The organism is Leisingera sp. MMG026 (assembly GCF_021654205.1).
GTDB lineage: Bacteria > Pseudomonadota > Alphaproteobacteria > Rhodobacterales > Rhodobacteraceae > Leisingera.
Map to the genome: position 1 here is coordinate 145,653 of NZ_JAKFZM010000002.1, position 19,881 is coordinate 165,533.

Below are 19,881 nucleotides of genomic sequence, written 5' to 3' on the forward strand. Positions count from 1 at the left end.
CGGCGTAATCTGATGTGCAACAGATTTGCCGAAGGATAACCGCCATGCAGTTCGGGACGACCGAAGAACAGTCCATGATCGTTGAGACCACCCGCGCCTTTGTGGAAAAGGAGCTCTATCCGCATGAGGCGGAGATCGAGCGCACCGGTCACCTGGACATGGATGTGATTCGTGATGTGCAGAAAAAGGCGATGGAAGCGGGGCTTTATGCCGCCAACATGCCTGAGGAAGCAGGTGGCGCCGGCCTCGATACGCTGTCGTGGCTGATGTATGAAAAGGAACTGGGCCGCGCCAACTATGCGCTGCACTGGACAGGCGTTGCGCGGCCGTCGAACATTCTGCTGGCGGGCACGGAGGAGCAGAAAGAAAAGTACCTGTTCCCCTGCATGAAAGGTGAGAAATGGGATTGCCTGGCAATGACCGAGCCGGACGCGGGGTCCGACCTGCGCGGCATGAAGGCAACCGCGCGCCAGGATGGTGACGACTGGATCCTGAACGGTACCAAACATTTCATCAGCCACGCAGATATCGCCGATTTTGCCATCTGCTTCATGGCCACCGGGGTTGAGGAAACCCCGCGCGGGCCGAAGAAGAAGATCACCGCCTTCTTTGTCGACAAGGGCACCCCGGGATTTGAGGTGCGGGATGGCTACGGCAACGTCAGCCACCGCGGCTACACCAACGCGGTTCTGGAATTCGATGATTGCCGCCTGCCGTCCTCGGCCATTCTGGGGGAGGTCGACAAAGGGTTCGAGGTTGCCAACACCTGGCTGGGCGCAACCCGCCTGCAGGTGGCTGCCACTTGTCTGGGCCGGGCTGAGCGCGCGTTGCAGCATTCGGTCGAATACGCCGCGGAGCGCAAGCAGTTCGGCCAGCAGATCGGTAAGTTCCAGGGTATCTCCTTCAAACTGGCGGATATGGCGCTGGAACTGAAGGCTGCGAACCTTCTGACCTGGGAAGCCGGCTGGAAATTCGATCAGGGCACCGTCACCGAGAGCGACATGTCGATGGCCAAGCTGAAGGCGACCGAGATGCTGGCCATGGTTGCGGATGAAGCGATCCAGATCCACGGCGGCATGGGGCTGATGGACGAGCTGCCGCTGGAACGCATCTGGCGCGATGCGCGGGTCGAACGTATCTGGGAAGGCACCAGTGAAATCCAGCGGCACATCATCAGCCGCGAGATGCTGCGCGCCGTCGGAGGCTGATCCATGACCCGATCCGGGAACCCCTCAGAGAAACCCACCGTCACCATTACCTATTGCACCGGCTGCAATTGGCTGCTGCGGGCGGGCTGGATGTCGCAGGAACTGCTGCAGACCTTCCAGGACCAATTGGGCGGGGTGAAACTGGTTCCCGGAGAAATGGGCGGGATCTTTGAGATCCATGTTGAAAAGGAGCTGATCTGGGAGCGCAAACGGGACGGCGGCTTTCCTGATGTGAAAGAGCTGAAGACCCGCGTGCGCGACCGGATTGACCCCGGCAGGGATCTGGGCCATCTCGACCGAAGCGCGGACGGGTAAGCCGGATGCCTCCGGCGGGGATATTTGGGGCAAGAGGAAAAGGGCGGCCCGCAATAGCCGCCCCGGTAAAGAGAGAGGCTCTCTTCCCCTTGCACGGCCATTGGCGTCCCCGCCTGTGCCGCACAGCTATTGGGTGTGATTCTGGTTAACGAAAACTTACTTCCTCTTGCGGAATATATCCCCGCCGGAGGCTCCCGAACTCTCTACCAGCGGAACCGCTAGAAAATGACACGCGACCTTTCCCGCCTCTTTCGTCCCAAGACAATTGCTGTGATCGGCGGCGGCGCATGGTGCCGCTTGGTGATTGAGCAATGCCAGAAGATGGGGTTTGAGGGCACCATCTGGCCCGTCCACCCCAAGGCAGACGAGGTCGCGGGCCTGCCTGCCTTCAAGGATGCGGACAGCCTGCCGGAGGCGCCGGATGCGGCCTTTATCGGGGTGAACCGTTTCATCACCATCGAAGTGGTGCGGGCGCTGTCGGCGCGCGGCGCGGGCGGTGCGGTCTGTTTTGCATCCGGCTTCTTGGAAGCCGCCGCTGAGGACGCCGAAGGGGCAGACTTGCAGGCGCAGTTACTGGAAGCGGCTGGAGATATGCCTTTCCTTGGCCCCAACTGCTATGGTTTCATCAATTATCTGGACGGTGCGCTCTTGTGGCCGGACCAGCATGGCGGGGCGCGGGCAGAACGGGGCGTGGCGCTGGTCACTCAAAGCTCCAACATCGCCATCAACCTGACCATGCAGAAACGCGGCCTGCCGGTGGCCTATGTGGTGACGGCCGGCAACCAGGCACAGTCGGGCATCGCTGCCATCGGCGAAGCACTGCTGGAAGACGACCGTGTCACAGCACTTGGCCTGCATATCGAAGGTTTTGGCGATTTGCGTGCGTTTGAGGCATTGGCGGCCAGAGCACGAGAATTGGGAAAGCCGGTCGTTGCCCTTAAGGTCGGCAGATCCGCCGAGGCCCAGGCCGCGACTGTTTCTCATACTGCCTCGCTTGCGGGCGGTGACGCGGGTGCAGGGGCTTTGCTCTCACGCCTAGGCATTCCGCGTCTTAATGACCTGCCCTCCTTCCTGGAGACGCTGAAATTGCTGCATGTGACGGGGCGGCTGCCTTCGAACCGCATTGCAACGATCAGCTGCTCCGGAGGAGAGGCAAGCCTGGCCGCGGACACCTGCCATGCGCGCAATGTCGTGTTCCCGCCCCTGAATGATCTCCAAAAGACGGATTTGCGGGAGGCGCTGGGCCCGATGGTGGCGCTGGCAAACCCGCTCGACTACCACACTTATATCTGGCGGGATGCCGAGGCGATGACACAGGCATTCTCGGCAATGATGGATCCGCAGCTGGCGATGACTATGCTGATCGTCGACTTCCCGCGCAATGACCGCTGCGATGCCTCGGATTGGGAATGCGCGATTCAGGCCGCCATCGGCGCGCACGAGCGGACCGGGGCCAATGTCGGCCTTGTTGCCACTCTGCCGGAACTGCTGCCAGAGGATGTGGCGGCCCGGCTGATGGATGCGGGCGTGGTGCCCTTCTGCGGTCTCAGCGAAGCGATTGCTGCCTGCGAAGCAGCCAGCCTGCCGCTTCCGGAAGCGCCTGTGCCGCTGTTGCTGCCGACCCCGGTTGTGGAGCCTGATCTGGTGCCCGAGGCCGAGGCCAAGTGGCAGCTTGCCAGCTATGGGCTGCGCACTCCACGCTCCAAACTGGCGGCTTCGGCCACCAACGCCCGCGCGGTGGCAGTGGATGTCGGTTTCCCGGTGGTGCTGAAGGGCGAAGGCGTGGCCCACAAGACGGAAGCTGGCGCAGTAGTGCTGAACCTGAATTCGGGACAGGAGGTGAGCGACGCCGCTTTCAACATGCCTGCAGAGCGTTTCCTGGTGGAGGAGATGGTCACCGGTGCTGTAGCGGAGCTGCTGATCGGAGTGGTGAAGGACCCGGCACACGGCTTTGTCATGACACTGGCAGCGGGCGGGACTTTGACTGAGCTGATGGCGGACAGCGCTTCTTTCCTTCTGCCTGCTTCGGATGCGGACATAGAAGCCGCGCTCCAGGCTCTGCGCATCGCCAAACTGCTGGACGGCTACCGGGGTGCCCCGGCAGCAGACAGGGGGGCGATCCTGCGCGCCATCCGCGCAGTCGAGGCCTATGTGATGGAAAACGCGCTGGGATTGGAAGAGATCGAGATCAACCCGCTTCTCTGCACGCCAGCTGACGCCGTTGCAGCAGATGCGCTGATGCGGCGGAAATACTGAGGCTTCGGCCTGAAACATGAGCGGTACTACCGTGCCAGGAGGAATTGATATGACCGACAGCCCTGTGAAAACCCGCCGCGACGGCGCCATACTGGAAGTGACGCTGGACCGGCCCAAGGCCAATGCCATTGACCTGCAGACCAGCCGGGTGATGGGGGAGGTATTCCGCGGCTTCCGCGATGATCCGGAGCTGCGGGTGGCGATCCTGACTGGCGGTGGAGAAAAGTTCTTCTGCCCAGGCTGGGACCTGAAAGCCGCGGCTGACGGCGATGCAGTGGATGGCGATTATGGCGTCGGGGGCTTTGGTGGCCTGCAGGAGCTGCGCGACATGAACAAACCGGTGATTGCCGCCGTGAATGGCATCGCCTGTGGCGGCGGGCTGGAGCTGGCGCTGTCAGCAGATGTGATCATCGCTGCTGATCATGCCACCTTTGCGTTGCCGGAGATCCGCTCTGGCACTGTGGCCGATGCCGCCAGCGTGAAGCTGCCCAAGCGCATCCCTTATCACATCGCTATGGAGCTGTTGCTGACCGGGCGCTGGTTCGATGCCGAAGAGGCCAACCGCTGGGGCCTGGTAAACGAGATCATGGCGGCGGACCAGCTGATGGACCGGGCCTGGGAGCTGGCGCGGCTGCTCGCCTCCGGCCCGCCGCTGGTCTATGCGGCAATCAAGGAGATCGTGCGCGACGCTGAAGATTCCAAATTCCAGGACGCGATGAACCGGATCACGCAGCGGCAGCTGCAGTCGGTGGATGTTCTCTATGGTTCCGAGGACAACCTGGAAGGCGCCCGCGCCTTTGCCGAAAAGCGCGATCCGGTCTGGAAGGGGCGCTGACGCGGCGCGCCGCCAGGTGCGGCGCCGGGCCCAAAGGCGCGGGTGGCATCGCAGATGCCGTCCAAAGACGCGGGAGCTCCCAATTGCCCAGGAACATCTGAAGATGTCCCTGGGCAATTGGGCCCGGCGCCTCGCTTTGCGCGGCGTTTGGATCCCCGCCTTTCCAACAGCTAAGTGGTAAAGGGGCGCTATACTTTTTGAAATCGCGCGATCAGGGCGGTGTCGTCCTTGTGCGCCCCCGTCGCGCCAGGTCCGTAGATGGGCAGTTCAGGCAGAGTAAGATTCTTGATCCATTGCCCGCGCACCAGCCGGCCGAAGGCTTCGGAAAACCCCGCCTTACCGTAGAACTTGGCATTCACCGACAGAGCAAACCAGGCATCGGGTGCGGCCACCCGCAACAGGGCGGGCAGGACTTCCGGGCCGAGGTGCCCATGGGTGAAGGTGCCGGAGGAGACCACACCTCGGTAGGACCCGCGCGGCACCGGGATGCCTTCCAGCAGATTGGCTTCGATCACGTCACGGTAGGCATCCTTGCGCAAGGCTTCGGCCAGCATCGCGGCGCTTATATCGGTGGCGTCGATAGGTTCTATTCCAATCGCCCGCAACGCTTGGCCGCACAGACCGGTTCCGGCACCGACGTCCAGCACCGGGCCGGCTCCCCCGGCGGCGGCAAAAACCTTGGCGGTCAATCCGGGCAGGAGGTAACCCTGCCCGGCGGCGAAATCCTGGTCGTATGTGCTGGCCCAGTCCCTGTAAAGCCGCTTGGAATCGGCAGGTGTCTGCAGGGCGTAGGCGTTTGAAAGTCCCGGTTTCTGTTTGTCCATGCGCGTCATGAAAAGGCTGATCGGGATTCGAATCAACCCTTGCACAGCAGGCGCGGTCAACGCATCTAGGAAGCATGAGGAAAACGCTGCTTTGTCTTGGATTTGGCTATACCGCCCGGGCGCTTGCGCCGCGCCTGCTGGCGCAGGGATGGCGGGTTATCGGCACTTCGCGCGAGGCTGTGGAGGCCGAAGGCGTGGAGATGATCACCTGGCCCGGGCAGGACGTGCCGCTGGACGGGGTCACCCATGTTCTGAGCTCGATAGGGCCGAACATGGCGGGTGACCCGGTGCTGGCCGCGATGGCTGGTCAAATCACTGCTGCCCCCAGTCTGGAATGGGTGGGGTATCTGTCGACTACGGCAGTTTATGGCCATCACGACGGCGCCTGGGTGGATGAGGCCACGCCGGTGACGCCGTCCAGCGAACGCGGCGACTGGCGCGCCCGGGCCGAGGCGCAATGGCAGGCCATCCCCGGTCTGCCGCTGCATATCTTCCGGCTGGCGGGCATCTACGGTCCCGGCCGTGGCCCCTTTGCCAAGCTGATGGCGGGCAAGGCGCGGCGGATCATCAAGCCGGGTCAGGTTTTTTCCCGCATTCATGTGGAGGACATTGCCCAGGTGCTGGCGGCCTCCATTGCGCAGCCCCGCCCCGGTGCCATTTTCAACGTCTGCGACGATGATCCGGCGCCGCCGCAGGATGTGCTGGGCCATGCCGCAGAACTGCTGGGCCTGCCGGTGCCCGCCGAAGTGCCCTTTGACGAGGCTGGCATGACCCCTATGGCGCGCAGTTTCTATGGAGAGAACAAGCGCGTCCGCAACCTCCGCATCAAGGAAGAGCTGGGTGTGAAGCTGCTTTATCCGACCTATCGCGAGGGGCTGCGGGCAGTGCTGGAGGCCGAGGACATGGAGAGCTTTGTGCCGCCTGCGGAGCCGCCGGGGGTGTAATTCTCACGGCCGGGACGCTTGCTCCCCGGCAGGCGCATTCGCGCCTATCCAGGCAGGTTCGGACCAAGTTTCAAAGCGCGTTAAGCCCGCTTCTCGCCAATTGTTGCCACGCCCAGCACCTCCAGCACCTTGGCTTCGATCTGCGGCGCGTTCATGGCCGCGACCTCGTACATATCCGCAGGGCTGGCCTGGTCGATAAAGGTATCGGGCAGCACCATGGAGCGGTACTTGAGGCCGCTGTCGAACACGGCTTCCTCGGCCAGCAGCTGTGCGACATGGGAGCCGAAACCGCCCACTGCGCCTTCCTCGATGGTGATCAGTGCCTCGTGATCCGCAGCCAGCTGCAGGATCAGATCGCGGTCCAGCGGTTTGGCAAAGCGGGCGTCGGCGATGGTCGGGGTGATGCCCTTGGCCGCCAATGCTTCGGCGGCCTTTCGCACCTCGCCCAGGCGGGTGCCGAAGGACAAGAGCGCCACGCGTTTGCCCGCTTGGATCATCCGGCCCTTGCCGATCTCCAGCACTTCCGGGGTTTCCGGCATCTCGACGCCTTCGCCCTCGCCGCGGGGATAGCGGAAGGCGATGGGGCCGTCGTCATGCGCTGCAGCAGTCTTGACCATATGGGCCAGCTCGGCCTCGTCGGCGGCAGCCATCACCACCATGCCAGGCAGGTTTGCCATATAGCCAATGTCGAAGCTGCCTGCGTGGGTGGCGCCATCGGCGCCCACCAGACCGGCGCGGTCGATGGCAAAGCGAACCGGCAGACGCTGGATCGCCACGTCATGCACCACCTGGTCATAGCCGCGCTGCAGGAAAGTGGAATACATCGCGCAGAAGGGTTTCATGCCGCCGGCCGCCAATGCAGCGGCAAAGGTCACGCCGTGCTGTTCGGCAATGCCCACATCAAAGGTGCGCGAGGGGTAGCGTTCGGCCATCAGGTTCAACCCGGTGCCGTCGGGCATCGCCGCGGTCACGGCGCAGATCTTGTCGTCCGCGGCTGCGAGCTTCACCAGCTCGTTGCCGAACACCGAGGTATAGGAGGGCGCGTTGGAGGGCGCCTTTTTCTGCTCCCCCGTCACCATGTCGAATTTGGCGGTGGCGTGGCCCTTGTCGCGGGCAGCTTCTGCCGGGGCGTAGCCCTTGCCCTTTTTGGTCAGCACATGGATCAGGATCGGCCCGGTGGCGCGGGCTTTGACCGTGCGCAGCACTGGCAGCAGCTGATCCATGTCATGCCCGTCGATGGGGCCGAGGTAGGAAAACCCCAAGGCTTCGAACAGAGTGCCGCCGACGGCCATGCCTTTCAGCATGTCCTTGGCGCGTTTGGCGCCCTCGCGGAAGGGTTCGGGCAGCAGCGAGACGGCCCCCTTGGCGGCGGCCTTCAGCTCCTGGAAGGGTTCGCCGGCATAAAGCCGCGACAGGTAGGAGGACAGCGCGCCAACGGGCGGGGCGATCGACATTTCATTGTCGTTCAGGATGACGATCAGCCGCTTGCCCAGATGGCCTGCGTTGTTCATCGCTTCAAACGCCATGCCGGCCGACATCGAACCGTCGCCGATCACCGCGATAGCGTCGCCGTTGCCCTCGGGGATCACACCGCCAAGATCGCGCGCCACCGCAAAGCCAAGCGCGGCGCTGATTGAGGTGGAACTATGGGCGGCGCCAAACGGGTCATAGGGCGACTCGGAACGTTTGGTGAAACCGCTGAGGCCGTCCTTCATCCGCAGTGTACGGATACGGTCGCGGCGCCCGGTCAGGATCTTATGCGGGTAGCACTGGTGGGAGACGTCCCAGATCACCTTGTCCCGCGGAGTGTCAAAGACTGCGTGCAGGGCGGTGGTCAGCTCCACCACACCCAGGCCTGCGCCCAGATGGCCGCCGGTGACGGAAACCGCAGCAATGGTTTCCTGCCGCAGTTCCTGCGCCACTTGCACCAGTTGCGCATCCGTCAGCCCCTTCAGATCCGCGGGGCGGGTAATCTGGTCCAGAAGCGGGGTCTTGGGCCGGTCGGACATGGTGTCTCCTTGGGCTGCGCCGGGCAGGGTGCCGGGGCGTGGCGCGCGGGGTTAGCTGTCGCGCGCAATAACGAAACGCGCGGCTGCCTTCAAGGTTGCTGCATCCTCACCATAAGGTGACAGCGCGGTGCAGGCCTCGTCGCACAAGGACTGTGCGCGGGCTTTTGCCTCTGCCAGACCGAGCAGCGAGACAAAGGTTGCCTTGCCGGCATCGGCATCCTTGCGCACGGCCTTGCCGACCTTGGCGGCATCGCCTTCCACATCCAAGATGTCGTCGGCGATCTGGAAGGCAAGGCCAAGGGCGCGTGCGAATTGCCGCAACGGCGCAGGATCTTCGCCCGCCAGCACCGCGCCGGCAGTGGCGGACCATTCGATAAGGCATCCAGTCTTACGGCCCTGCAGCCTGGTGATCTGCTCCAGCGTCAGCGGCGCGTCGGCGGTCTCTGCCGCTATGTCCAGCATCTGGCCCGACACCATGCCGTCTTTGCCGGAGGACTGCGCCAGGCCGCGGATCAGGGTCAGGGCGTGGGGGCCAGCCTTGGGGTCTGCCAGCAACTCAAAGGCAAAGGCCTGCAGGCTGTCGCCGGCAAGAACTGCCATCGCCTCATCCCATTTTTTGTGCACAGTAGGCTGGCCGCGGCGCAGGTCGTCATCGTCCATGCAGGGCAGGTCGTCATGTACCAGTGAATAAGCGTGGATGCATTCAATAGCGAGCGCTGCCTCAAGGGCAGCTTCAGCCGGGACGCCGTGCAGACGGCTGCTTTCCAGCACCAGAAAGCCGCGCAGCATCTTGCCGCCGGTGATGGCGTAGCGCATCGCGGTGTGCAGCTTGTCGCCGCCTGCCAGCCGCATTTCCATATGTGCGGTGATGCTGGCCTGTGCGTTTTTCAACGCATCTGCAAAGGGGCGCGTTCGGGCGTCTGCTGCGGCGGTCATGGCTCAGCCGGCATCCAGCGGCTGGGTGCCCTTGGGGGTGCCGTTGGCGTCCAGCGTAATGGCGGCAACCTTTTCCTCGGCGCGTTTCAGCTCATCCTCGCAGCGTTTCTTCAGCGCAGCACCGCGTTCGTAAAGCGCGATTGAGGCATCCAGCGCCACGTCGCCGCGCTCCAGCTGATCCACCACGCCTTCCAGCTCACGCATTGCCTGTTCAAAGCTCATCTGGTCTACGGGGGTCTCAGTCATGCCGGTGCCTTTATCAATTCTTCCACATGCGCGCGCGTAGCGGCGGCCAGCGCGTTCAGATCATATCCGCCTTCCAAAGTCGAGACGATACGGCCCTGGCACAGTTCACTTGCAAGTCTGCACAGTTCGGCAGTGATCCAGGCGAAATCTTCTGTTGCCCAGTTGAGGCTGGCAAGCGGATCGTCCTGGTGGGCGTCAAAGCCTGCAGAGATGATAATCAACTCTGGCTTGAAGGCACGCAGGCGCGGGAAAGCACTCCCTTCATAAGCTGCCTGCATCTCTGCCCGGCCAGATCCGGGAGCAAGCGGCATGTTCAGGATATTGCCATGGGCGCCGTCCTCATCCGGGCGGCCGGAGCCGGGCCAGAGTGGCATCTGCTGGCTGGTGATCACCAGAGCGCGCGCCTCGTCCCACAGCAGATCCTGGGTACCATTGCCGTGATGCACGTCGAAATCCACCACCGCAACGCGGTCCAGGCCGTGATGATCCAGCGCATGTTTTGCCGCCAGTGCTGCGTTGCCGAACAGGCAGAAACCCATCGCGGTATCTGTTTCGGCATGATGCCCCGGCGGGCGCACTGCGGCAAAAGCATTCTGCACCTCGCTGCCCAGCACCATATCGACGCCACGCACCGCTGCGCCGGCTGCGCGGAAGGCTGCATCCAACGAGCCAGGGGACATGAAGGTGTCACCATCGATCTGTGCCCAGCCCTCTGCCGGAGAGGACTTGCGCAAGTCCGACAGATAGCCGGCCGGGTGAATGCGCAGGATGTCGTCCTCGGCAGCCATCGGCGCGGTTACGCGTTTCAGATCCAATGGTTCCAGCGCGTGCAGGATATGCGCAAGCCGTGCCACCTGTTCCGGATGCCCGTCCGGCGTTACGTGATTCAGGCAATCCGCGTGGGTGATCAGTGCGGTTGTCATGGCTCGTATCCTCCTGCTGCGGGGTTTGGCGCGACCCTAGGGGGCCGCGGCGCTGCGCGGCAAGGGGAATCCCGGGGCGCTGCCCCGGACCCCGGGATAATTGCGGCCAGAAGAAGAGGCTGGGGCTTTACTCGGGGGCCAGCATGTAGCCTGCGCCGCGGACGGTTTGCAGGTATTGCGGCTGTTTCGGGTTCGGCTCGATCTTGCGGCGCAGACGGGTGATCTGCACATCTACCGCGCGTTCCTGCGCCTGACCGCGGTCGCGGCCCAGATCCTCGACCAGCTTGGTGCGGGAGACCGGCTCGCCGGGCTGGGCCGAGAAGATCTTCATCAACTGGCTTTCGGTGCCGGTGAGGCGGATCAGCTCGTCCCCCTGCCACATTTCACCCCGTTCGATGTCATAGCGGATGGCACCCAGATGCAGCACTTTGGGCGCACTTTCCTGTGCAACCGTGTCTGGCATCCGCCGCAGGATTGCATTGACACGCAGCAGCAGCTCTTTGGGCTCAAAGGGTTTTGGCAGGTAGTCATCCGCGCCAGCTTCCAGCCCCGCAATCCTGTCCTCAGTCTCGCCCTTAGCGGTCAGCAGCAGGATCGGTGTGGCCATGGTTTCACGCAAGGAAGTTGTCAGCGAGATACCGTCCTCGCCGGGCATCATCACATCCATGACGATCAGGTCGAAATCCAAGCCCGCCAGCACCCGGCGGGCATGGGCCGCGTCGCGCGCTGCAGTGACCAGAAAGCCGGAGCGCATCAGGAATTTCTTCAAAAGCCCGCGAATGCGTTCGTCGTCGTCAATGATCAGCAGATGGGCGTCATGCATGCTCATACGCCTTAATCCCGCAACTTGGCATAGGCACGGCGCATATCCGCATCCATCATTGCTTCCAGCACCTTTTTGAAACCTTGCACCGCCTCGGGGCCGGCATCTTTGTAGGCGGCGCGCATCCGGGCGCGCTGGGCGTCTGACAGCGTGGCCTCCAGCGCCGCGCCCTGATCGGTCAGATACAGATGCCGCTCGCGTTTATCCAGCTCACCCACCTTGCTGATCACTAAACCGTCGCCGATCAATGTGCGCAGCACCCGGTTCAGCGACTGTTTGGTCACGCCCAGAATGCTGAGAAGGTTGTTCACCGTCGTTCCGGGTGAGCGGTTGATAAAGTGGACCGCCCGGTGATGCGCCCGGCCGTAGGACATTTCCGCCAGAATCCGGTCCGGATCGGCGGTAAAGCCGCGGTAGGCAAAAAACATTGCCTCGATCCCCTGGCGCAGCTGCTCATCCGTCAGAAACAGCAGGCTTTCGCCGCCGTATCCCTGCCCTGTCCGGCCTTCAGGCATTCGGTGCCCCCTCGTCTGTATTGCCATGCAGTTTATGTCAGTGTTGTTGACATTCCAAGGGTGAAGATGTATCGAATCCCAACTTTGACGCAATATTATGTTCCTCTCGGACATAATGTGCGCAATAAATGGAAATCCCGCAGAGTTTTAGGAGAGTGCGGCATGGCAGGTTATGACGACCGCGACGGTGTGATCTGGATGGATGGGGGGCTGGTCGACTGGCGGGATGCAAAGGTGCATATCCTGACCCATGCGATGCATTATGCCTCCTCGGTGTTTGAGGGTGAGCGCGCCTACAACGGCAAGATCTTCAAAAGCCGTGAACATTCCGAGCGCCTGATAGCTTCCGCCGAGGCGCTGGACATGCCGATGCCCTATACCGTCGACCAGATCGAGGCGGCCAAGGAAGAAACCCTGAAAGCCTCCGGCCTGCAGGACGCCTATGTCCGCGCGCTTGTCTGGCGCGGTTCCGGCGATGACATGGGCGTGGCCTCCGCAGCCAACCCGGTGCGGATGGCGATCGCAGTCTGGGGCTGGGGCGCCTACTATGGCGACGCCAAGATGCAGGGTGCCAAGCTGGCGATTGCCGAATGGAAACGTCCGTCGCCTGAAACCATCCCGGTCCATGCCAAGGCGGCAGGTCTTTACATGATCTGCACCATTTCCAAACACAAAGCGACCGCGCAGGGCTGCTCGGACGCGCTGTTCATGGACTGGCGCGGCTATGTGGCCGAAGCAACCGGCGCCAACATCTTTTTCGTGAAGGACGGCGAGGTGCACACCCCCAAGGCCGACTGCTTTCTGAACGGCATTACCCGCCAGACCGTGATCGGCATGCTCAAGGACAAGGGCATCACTGTGCATGAGCGCCGCATCAAGCCGGAAGAGATGGAAGAGTTCGAACAGTGCTGGCTGACCGGCACCGCCGCCGAGGTGACTCCGGTCGGCGAGATCGGCCCGTATAAATTCGAGGTCGGCGCGCTGACCCGCGAGATTGCTGAGGATTACGAGAAACTGGTACGGTCCTAAGCGCCTTTGCCAGCAGCAGTTCCGTGAAACCCCCGCCTGCAAGCGGGGGTTTTTCTTTGCCCGGGCGCCGCAACATCAGTCCAGTGGTTTATTTGCAGCGAATGCGGTGACATAACGCCCGAGGGGCGCGGAGCAGGCCAGCGGATAAGGGCCTGAAAAGGCAGGTGAGGATAATGGCAGTCACGGTATTTGCGCTGACAACGGTGAACCCGGATGATCTGGAAGCGCTGAGCATGTATTTGGGAACCACCAAGCCGCTGCTGGAGGAAGTCGGGGCGGAGATTGTTCAGGGTTTTGAGATTTCTGAGACCATCATCGGAGACGCGCTGCCGGAAATGGTGACGATTGTGCGCTATCCCGACCGGGCTGCGGTGGACCGGGTGTTTCAGAGCGCCGAGTACCAGGCGCTGAAAGAGATCCGGCAGCGGGCGTTTCTGGATTACCAGATCGGGATCGTCGAGGCGTGATCTGCCCGCCCGTTCACATTCCCTTGCAGATCGTCTCAAACCATGGACGCCGGGTGCCAGACCCCTAACATGGGCATCATGTTGGACTTGCTTAGCGATATTCTCACCCGGCTTTCCCTCAAAGGGACGTTTTACTTCCGCACCTCCTTTACCCCGCCGTTCGGGATTCAGGTGCCGCCATATGAAAACGTCGCCCGCTTCCACTTTGTGCAGCGCGGCGAGCTGAAGGTGCATGTGCCCGCAACCGGCGAAACTCTGCGGTTGAAACAGGGCGATTTGGTGCTGATCCCCCATGGTGCGGCGCATATGCTGTTGTGCAACGAGGTGCAGCCGCTGGAGGCCCTGCCGCTGGAGCAAGTGCTGGAGGAGGCCGGATACGATGGCGGCGGGGTGCTGGTGTACGGCGGCGAGGGCGCGGGGCGCGATACTCAGCTGATCTGCGGCCATTTCTCCTTTACCGCCATGCCGGGTCGGCGTGGCACTGGGCATATGCTGATCGACCGGCTGCCGCCCTTTATTGTTATCGAGAACTACGGCGAGGAGGCAGGCGCCTGGATCGAGGCGACCTTGCGGATGATCGGCTCGGAGGTGCATGGCACCCGCATAGGCGGCGACCTGATTGCGCTGAAACTGTCAGAGGTGCTGTTTGCCCAGGCGATCCGCGCCTATCTGGAGCATCAAAGCCCCAGCGGATCGGCACTGGCGGGCTTTGCCGATCCGCGGATTTCGCGGGCGCTGACCGCGTTTCACCAATCCCCGGCGCAGGAGTGGAGTGTCGAAGGCCTGGCCCGCGAGGCCGGCATGTCGCGCACCGCCTTTGCCCAGGAGTTCACCGCCAAGATGGAGGTGACACCGATGCAGTATCTGACAGGCTGGCGGATGCAGATCGCCTGCCAGGGGCTGACGGAGCAAGGGTTGAGTGTTGCCGATGCTGCGGAGGTTGCCGGCTATGCCTCCGAAGCAGCGTTTTCCCGTGTGTTCCGCAAGCAGGTGGGGATTTCGCCGGCGGCCTACCGGCAGCAGCATGCAGCCGCTTGAACGGCAGCCAGGGCCGGATCTCTGAACGATCTGCAAGATGTGCGAGATGATCTGAAATTCACCGTTCGATCTCGGTAAGGCAATCTGGGGTCAGAGCCGCCAAGGACGCGGCCAGGATGTTCTCAGTAACAAGGATCTGACCCATGCCTTTGCGTTTCGTGACCCGTACCATCCATGCCTATCTCGATTACCCGGTGGCCATCGCCCTGATGGGGCTGCCTTTCCTGCTCGGCCTTGGTGGCAGCAACCCGCTGGCGTTGTGGCTGTCGGTGGCAACCGGCATCGCTGCATTTGTCCTGACGGTACTGACCGACCACCACCTGGGTCTGATTCGGGTGCTGCCCTATAAGTTGCATCTGACGGTTGACCTGTTTGTCGGTCTAACCTTTCTGGCGGCACCGTTTCTCTTTGGTTTTGCCGGGCTGGACGCAGCCTTCTATCTGTTGAACGGGGCTGCGGTTCTGGCGGTGATCTCGCTCAGCGCGCCGGAAGGGGCGGAGACGGCCTCGGTCTGAGAATTACTGGCGCAGCAGCCAGTCGACAACTGCTTTGGCCCGGCCTTTCTGGCTGGGCCAAAGCACATAAAACCCCTGGTCCCCTTGGCGTGGGGCTTGCCACAGGATCCGGAGAGGCTGGGTGCCCAGGAATATCCGTGGCACCAGCGCAATGCCCTGGCCATTCATCGCGGCATCCATCGCCAGCGCGGTTTGATTAAACAGCAGGATCCGCCCTGTTGCCGCCAGGCCTTCTTGCCGCAGCAGCAGGTCCCAGTGCCGGTGCCCATCCTGGATCAGAGTTTGCGTCGCAAGACCGGCCAGTTCGGGCTGTTTTTCCTTAGTTAAAGACGCATCTTCCTTGGCCACCGCCACCAGATCCACCAGCGAAAGCAGGGCGTAATTCAGCCCGCTTTCCTGCGGTTTGCCGCCCTGGCGGATGGCGATGTCGATGCCGTCCCGCTTGAAATCGGTCAGGCTTTCCTCCGCCACCACCCGCAGGTCGATATCCGGATGCGCGGCCTCGAACTCCGGCAGCCGCGGCACCAGCCATTTGGAGGCAAAGGACGGCGGCACCGACAGGGTGACACGCTGCACAGCCGGTGCCAGCTTGTCTGTTGCATCCCGGATCAGGGCCAAGGCCTGCTGCACCGGCGCGTGGTAGCTGCGGCCGGTATCAGTCAGCGTCAGCCCGCGTGCATGGCGGTGGAACAGCTTGTGGCCCAGGTCCGCCTCCAGCCGCCGCACCTGCTGGGCCACAGCGCCTTGGGTCAAGTGCAGCTCTTCAGCCGCCCGGCCGAAATTCAGGTATCGGGCGGCGGCGTCAAACATTCGCAGGGCATTGAGGTTAGGCAGGCGCATCCGGGTCAGCCAGTAGTTTTTCTACAGTCTGGCGCGATGAGACATGATTGGTCAAGCGGTGATTGAACCGACATCCTTGGGGCCAAGAAAAGGAGTTCCAGAATGACCAAAGTTGCACTTTTCACCGCTGCAGGCAGCGGCATGGGCGCAGACGCTGCCCGCCATCTTCACGAGCAGGGATATGAAGTCGCGATCCTGTCTTCATCCGGCAGGGGCGAGGCCCTGGCGCAGGAGTTGGGCGGAGTGGGGCATACAGGCTCTAATCAGGAGCAAAGCGACCTTCAGGCGCTGGTGGACAAGGCGATGGAACGCTGGGGCCGCATCGATGTGCTGGCAAATTCCGCGGGCCACGGCCCTAAGGGTGATATCATGGAAATCAGCGATGACGACTGGCATCTGGGGATGGAATTCTACCTGATGAACGTGATCCGCCCGGCGCGCCTGGTGGCACCCATCATGGTGGCACAGGGCAAGGGATCGATCATCAACATATCGACCTTCGCGGTGTTTGAACCGGATCCGCTGTTCCCGACCTCCGGTGTGTTCCGGGCCGGTCTGGCGAGCTTTACCAAACTGTTTGCCGACAAATTCGCCGCCCAAGGCGTGCGGATGAACAATGTGCTGCCGGGTTTTATCGACAGCCTGCCCGAAACCGAGGACCGCAAGGCCCGTATTCCGATGGGCCGTTACGGCACCTCGCGTGAGATTTCTGCGCTGATTGCCTATCTGGCTTCGGAAGATGCCGCTTACACCACTGGCCAGAACATTCGTGTCGACGGGGGGCTGACACGTGCAGTCTGACGCTCAGGTCCTGCCCGGAAATACCGAGGTCAATCCGGCCTTTTTATTGAAATGGGCCGCGTCCATCGTACAGATCCTTGGCTATTCTGCCACCGCTTGGGGGCTTCACCCCTGGAACATCTATCTGTTCCTGGCCGGGCTAACAGGATGGTTCCTGGTTGGCGTTTTGTGGAATGACCGGGCAATTATGCTGATCCATGCTGTAGCGCTTGGCGCGATGATTGCAGGTATTTGGTCAAGTTAGAGCCAATTATCCGCCCTTGGGATCAATCATCGGCTTAGCCTTGCCGCGCTGCAGGCCAAGCCGGTGCTCGCGCCAGATCACCAGAACATTGCCGGCAATGACCAGCATTGCGCCGGCCAGCATCACCAGCGTCGGCCATTCTTCGAACCAGACATAGCCAATGACGATTGCAAAAATCATTGAGGCATAGTCATAGGGCGCCAGCATCGACGCAGGCGCAAAGCGGTAAGAAGAGGTGACCAGGATTTGCGCCACCCCGCCGACCAGCCCGGCGCTGACCAGCAGCGCGGCGGTTTGCGCATCCGGCATGGTCCAGCCGAACGGCGCGGTGAGCAGCGCCAGGGCAGAGGCGGTCAGCGAGAAATAGAACACGATCGCCGCAGTGTGTTCCGATTGCACCATGCGGCGGATGTGGATCTGCACAAAGCCGCGGGCCACCGTCGCCCCGACCACCAGCAGCACGCCCAACATGGCGCCGTCGCTCATATCCCCGCCAAGCCGCGGCCAGATCATGATCATCACACCCAGTAAACCGATCGCCACTGCGGAAATCCGCACCAATCGGATCGTCTCTCCCAATAACAGCGCCGCCAGGATCAGGGTGAAGATCGGCGTGGCATAGCCGATGGCGGTGACCTCGGGCAGCGGCAGCAGTGCCAGCCCCATGAAGGTCATCCCCATTGCCGACGTTCCAACAAGGCCGCGCCACACGTGAAACATCGGCTTTTGGGTGATCAGCCCGTGCCGCAATTCTCCGCGCATGGACAGCCAGACCACAATCACTGGAATTGCAAAAAACGACCGGAAAAACACCGCTTCCCCTGCTGGCACATGCTCGGATGTCGCCTTGATGATGCCGGACAGAGCAGTGAACAGGGCAATTGCTGTCACCTTCAGGAGAATCGCCAGCATAGGTCGATGCGATGTTAAGGATTTCGCCATGGCGTGAACCTGCGCCTATGTGCTGCAAAGATCAATGATTTGATTCCAGGTGGGGAGAAGGTGTAAATGGCGCCGGTTTAGACAAGAGCCGCCGATGTACGATGCCAACCACCTGATCCATCAGGTCACTACCTGTACCGCTCCAATTGCCTTCCCATAAGACACGAGAACGTGAGGCAAACCGCCCTAGTGAGGAAATGGGCGGGTGGTCGGCCCGCGTAACGGCTAATTGTGAAGCGGTGCATGCATTTTCCCGGCCCAAGAAGCCGCCAGTCGTATTCAGCGTTGAAGAGGTGTCCGATCTGCTAATAGGCCGCACCGGGGCCGGAGCTCTCGTTCCGCGCGGTACTCAATTCAGGCAACCTTAAAGAGTTAGCGCCGATCCTTCGCGCAGAACGTTCAGCGCCGATGGAATGCCTGAAATTGCGTGCGCTTCTATCATCTTGGACACGGGTTCCTGATAGAGCGCGTATGTCGAGTGGTGAACAGGCAAAATCAGGCCCGCTTTGAGGCGTTCCGCGAATTCTACAGCTTGATGACCAGTCATCGACAACTGGCCCAATGCCCCATTTGTACCAACTGCCCCAATATGAGGTATCAGCAGATCAGGCGCCGGAAACTGTTGAACTGCCGCCTGCACCGGGTCTGCCATGAAAGTGTCTCCGGCCCAATAGATATGACTCGCCTTGCCGCGAATTGTCGCTTGCAGCCAGTAACCATTCCCAAGCCCGAGAAAGTCGGAAATGCCTGTGTTGAGCGAGTGGACTGCAGGAATAGATGTAATCGAAACCTTTGTATCGCCCCGCCTGAAGGCGCGGTTTTCTCCGTGGATCAGTGCCTGAGCTGCAAAACCCTTCTTGGTGAGCGCGTTTACATCTTGCACGGAACAGAGAACGGGGCCATTGGCGCCAAGCCATGCCTGTGCTTTCTGGTCGAAATGGTCCTCGTGCGCATGGCTGAGCAGCACAACATCGTACTCCCGCATCGCCATGCCTGGGAATGGTGTAAGCCGTTCGTGCATCTTGATGTTCGGACCTGTGGACAGATCGAACATTTCATTTGGGTCCCCCATCTCAAATGCCTCGGTCCCGTCACCCAGACATGGGTCAGTGAGAACACGAATATCGCCGATGCGGAGTTCCAGCATGGCACCTCCAAGCCAGCGGACGGTAACATCAGATGCAGAAATGCCAGCTGCGGAGGAAAGTGGCGTGAGAGCGGCACTTGTTGCGGCGACCGCGCCAAGTTTGAGCAGATCTCTTCTGTGCATTGTCATCTCCTTGCGTTTCTTCGTTGACCTATTCCAGTTTCTCACCACACATAACCAACGGAATATTGAATTCATTAAACGGATAATCTGAATGGTGTCAGATCTGCGAACTCTGGAAACTTTTGTAGAAGTAGCTGACTGCCTCAGTTTCGCGGATGCTGGACGCCGCCTTGGGCTGCCTGCCGCGACGGTGACTACAAGAATCAAATCACTTGAAGCTCAACTCGGTGTGCGCCTGTTCGACCGCTCGACTCGAACAGTTGCCGTGACCGCAGAAGGTCAGATATTTTTGGCGCATAGCCAGATAGCTTTGCACGAACTTATGCTGGCACACGAAGCCGTTGGCGCGGCACAAGAGGCCACCGGGCAGGTACGTGTGTCAATCCCGGCAGCTTTCCCGATGGCACAGTTTGCTGGGATCACCGGCAGGTTCCGCTCCACCTATCCAGACATCTCAATCAAAGTCCACGTGGATGACCGGCCGGCGTCCTTCATTGAAGACGGGGTCGATTTGGCGTTGCGGGGTGGGGCGCCTGGAGGCGACGGCCTAATAGCGCGGCATTTGAACGACACGGAAGTCATCTTTGTCGGCCCGCCAGGGCGGCTCGGGGACGACAGCCTTCCCGTGTTGCGGCCCTTGGCAAAACGTTTTGGAGCTAAGGACAAGCTGACCGGCCTTTCCACGCGCTCCTTGCAACTTTCTCTCGCATTTGTAGCAAGTGGCCAAGCTCGAGCGTACCTTCCCCGATCGATTTGCGAAGTAGCATTGGCTGCAGCACAAATGGAAGAAGGCATCGGACCAGATGGGCCGCAAGCTCCGCTGCCGCTGTTTCTTGTGTATCACCACAAGCAACACCAGCCCAAAAGGGTTCAGCTCTTCAAAGATGTTCTCATTCAGGAA

The 19,881-nt window shown here is 61.6% G+C and carries 22 protein-coding genes; 12 read left to right on the forward strand and 10 right to left on the reverse strand.

Annotated features, from left to right (window positions below):
- The first annotated feature begins 44 nt into the window (after nucleotides 1-44).
- From L1069_RS02095 to L1069_RS02110, 4 genes are all read left to right on the forward strand, one after another.
- A complete protein-coding gene (locus tag L1069_RS02095; protein ID WP_237454615.1) occupies nucleotides 45-1,208 on the forward strand; it encodes an acyl-CoA dehydrogenase family protein in 1,164 nt (387 codons plus the stop codon).
- A gap of 3 nt (nucleotides 1,209-1,211) precedes the next feature.
- Complete coding sequence (locus tag L1069_RS02100) at nucleotides 1,212-1,523, forward strand: SelT/SelW/SelH family protein (protein WP_237454616.1); 312 nt, start codon at nucleotides 1,212-1,214, stop codon at nucleotides 1,521-1,523.
- A 225-nt stretch (nucleotides 1,524-1,748) separates the two neighbouring features.
- The gene (locus L1069_RS02105; RefSeq protein WP_237454617.1) at nucleotides 1,749-3,779 is read left to right on the forward strand and encodes an acetate--CoA ligase family protein; all 2,031 of its coding nucleotides are present in this window, start codon (nucleotides 1,749-1,751) and stop codon (nucleotides 3,777-3,779) included.
- Nucleotides 3,780-3,828: 49 nt separating this feature from the next.
- Nucleotides 3,829-4,614, forward strand: coding sequence for a carnitinyl-CoA dehydratase (locus L1069_RS02110; RefSeq protein ID WP_237454618.1), 786 nt, complete (start codon nucleotides 3,829-3,831; stop codon nucleotides 4,612-4,614).
- 188 nt (nucleotides 4,615-4,802) lie between these two features.
- Here the strand turns inward: L1069_RS02110 and L1069_RS02115 are convergent, their stop codons facing one another.
- Nucleotides 4,803-5,438 (reverse strand): class I SAM-dependent methyltransferase, encoded by a 636-nt coding sequence (locus tag L1069_RS02115; protein WP_237454632.1) that lies wholly within the window; start codon nucleotides 5,436-5,438, stop codon nucleotides 4,803-4,805.
- A gap of 74 nt (nucleotides 5,439-5,512) precedes the next feature.
- On the opposite strand from L1069_RS02115, the gene L1069_RS02120 reads away from it, so the two are divergent.
- Nucleotides 5,513-6,382 carry an SDR family oxidoreductase gene (locus L1069_RS02120; protein ID WP_237454619.1) on the forward strand — a complete coding sequence of 290 codons (870 nt, stop codon included), beginning with the start codon at nucleotides 5,513-5,515 and terminating at the stop codon, nucleotides 6,380-6,382.
- 80 nt (nucleotides 6,383-6,462) lie between these two features.
- Here L1069_RS02120 and dxs read toward each other — a convergent pair whose 3' ends face one another.
- The 6 genes from dxs to L1069_RS02150 form a co-directional block, all read right to left on the reverse strand.
- Nucleotides 6,463-8,391, reverse strand: a complete 1,929-nt coding sequence (dxs, locus tag L1069_RS02125) for a 1-deoxy-D-xylulose-5-phosphate synthase (RefSeq protein WP_237454620.1) — start codon at nucleotides 8,389-8,391, stop codon at nucleotides 6,463-6,465.
- A gap of 51 nt (nucleotides 8,392-8,442) precedes the next feature.
- A complete protein-coding gene (locus tag L1069_RS02130) occupies nucleotides 8,443-9,327 on the reverse strand; it encodes a polyprenyl synthetase family protein (RefSeq protein ID WP_237454621.1) in 885 nt (294 codons plus the stop codon).
- A gap of 3 nt (nucleotides 9,328-9,330) precedes the next feature.
- Nucleotides 9,331-9,573 (reverse strand): exodeoxyribonuclease VII small subunit, encoded by a 243-nt coding sequence (locus L1069_RS02135; protein ID WP_019297546.1) that lies wholly within the window; start codon nucleotides 9,571-9,573, stop codon nucleotides 9,331-9,333.
- The gene (locus L1069_RS02140) at nucleotides 9,570-10,496 is read right to left on the reverse strand and encodes a histone deacetylase family protein (RefSeq protein WP_237454622.1); all 927 of its coding nucleotides are present in this window, start codon (nucleotides 10,494-10,496) and stop codon (nucleotides 9,570-9,572) included. The genes L1069_RS02135 and L1069_RS02140 overlap by 4 nt, the downstream gene beginning before the upstream one ends.
- Nucleotides 10,497-10,623: 127 nt before the next feature.
- The gene (locus L1069_RS02145; RefSeq protein ID WP_129372558.1) at nucleotides 10,624-11,325 is read right to left on the reverse strand and encodes a response regulator; all 702 of its coding nucleotides are present in this window, start codon (nucleotides 11,323-11,325) and stop codon (nucleotides 10,624-10,626) included.
- Between the two features lie 5 nt (nucleotides 11,326-11,330).
- Nucleotides 11,331-11,834 carry a MarR family transcriptional regulator gene (locus L1069_RS02150; RefSeq protein WP_134831002.1) on the reverse strand — a complete coding sequence of 168 codons (504 nt, stop codon included), beginning with the start codon at nucleotides 11,832-11,834 and terminating at the stop codon, nucleotides 11,331-11,333.
- 162 nt (nucleotides 11,835-11,996) lie between these two features.
- Here L1069_RS02150 and L1069_RS02155 point away from each other — a divergent pair, with 162 nt between their 5' ends.
- The 4 genes from L1069_RS02155 (at nucleotide 11,997) to L1069_RS02170 (ending at nucleotide 14,883) form a co-directional block, all read left to right on the forward strand.
- On the forward strand, nucleotides 11,997-12,863 hold the full coding sequence (locus L1069_RS02155; RefSeq protein ID WP_129372556.1) for a branched-chain amino acid aminotransferase: 867 nt from the start codon (nucleotides 11,997-11,999) through the stop codon (nucleotides 12,861-12,863).
- A gap of 173 nt (nucleotides 12,864-13,036) precedes the next feature.
- Nucleotides 13,037-13,330: a DUF1330 domain-containing protein gene (locus L1069_RS02160; RefSeq protein ID WP_129372555.1), complete on the forward strand. Its 294-nt coding sequence runs from the start codon at nucleotides 13,037-13,039 to the stop codon at nucleotides 13,328-13,330.
- 78 nt (nucleotides 13,331-13,408) lie between these two features.
- Nucleotides 13,409-14,368, forward strand: a complete 960-nt coding sequence (locus L1069_RS02165) for an AraC family transcriptional regulator (RefSeq protein WP_237454633.1) — start codon at nucleotides 13,409-13,411, stop codon at nucleotides 14,366-14,368.
- 143 nt (nucleotides 14,369-14,511) lie between these two features.
- Complete coding sequence (locus L1069_RS02170) at nucleotides 14,512-14,883, forward strand: hypothetical protein (protein WP_237454623.1); 372 nt, start codon at nucleotides 14,512-14,514, stop codon at nucleotides 14,881-14,883.
- 3 nt (nucleotides 14,884-14,886) lie between these two features.
- Here L1069_RS02170 and L1069_RS02175 read toward each other — a convergent pair whose 3' ends face one another.
- Nucleotides 14,887-15,723, reverse strand: coding sequence for a LysR substrate-binding domain-containing protein (locus L1069_RS02175; RefSeq protein WP_275423044.1), 837 nt, complete (start codon nucleotides 15,721-15,723; stop codon nucleotides 14,887-14,889).
- Between the two features lie 102 nt (nucleotides 15,724-15,825).
- Between L1069_RS02175 and L1069_RS02180 the strand changes: the two genes are divergently transcribed.
- Complete coding sequence (locus L1069_RS02180; protein WP_237454625.1) at nucleotides 15,826-16,524, forward strand: SDR family oxidoreductase; 699 nt, start codon at nucleotides 15,826-15,828, stop codon at nucleotides 16,522-16,524.
- Nucleotides 16,514-16,768: a DUF6552 family protein gene (locus L1069_RS02185; RefSeq protein ID WP_129372550.1), complete on the forward strand. Its 255-nt coding sequence runs from the start codon at nucleotides 16,514-16,516 to the stop codon at nucleotides 16,766-16,768. Before L1069_RS02180 ends, L1069_RS02185 begins: the two co-directional genes overlap by 11 nt.
- Nucleotides 16,769-16,774: 6 nt before the next feature.
- Here L1069_RS02185 and L1069_RS02190 read toward each other — a convergent pair whose 3' ends face one another.
- Both L1069_RS02190 and L1069_RS02195 read right to left on the reverse strand, forming a co-directional pair.
- Nucleotides 16,775-17,710 carry a DMT family transporter gene (locus tag L1069_RS02190; RefSeq protein WP_237454626.1) on the reverse strand — a complete coding sequence of 312 codons (936 nt, stop codon included), beginning with the start codon at nucleotides 17,708-17,710 and terminating at the stop codon, nucleotides 16,775-16,777.
- 364 nt (nucleotides 17,711-18,074) lie between these two features.
- Nucleotides 18,075-18,980 (reverse strand): MBL fold metallo-hydrolase, encoded by a 906-nt coding sequence (locus L1069_RS02195; RefSeq protein ID WP_237454627.1) that lies wholly within the window; start codon nucleotides 18,978-18,980, stop codon nucleotides 18,075-18,077.
- Between the two features lie 91 nt (nucleotides 18,981-19,071).
- Here L1069_RS02195 and L1069_RS02200 point away from each other — a divergent pair.
- Nucleotides 19,072-19,881 (forward strand): LysR family transcriptional regulator (locus tag L1069_RS02200; protein WP_237454628.1); only part of this gene is annotated, 810 nt, incomplete at its 3' end.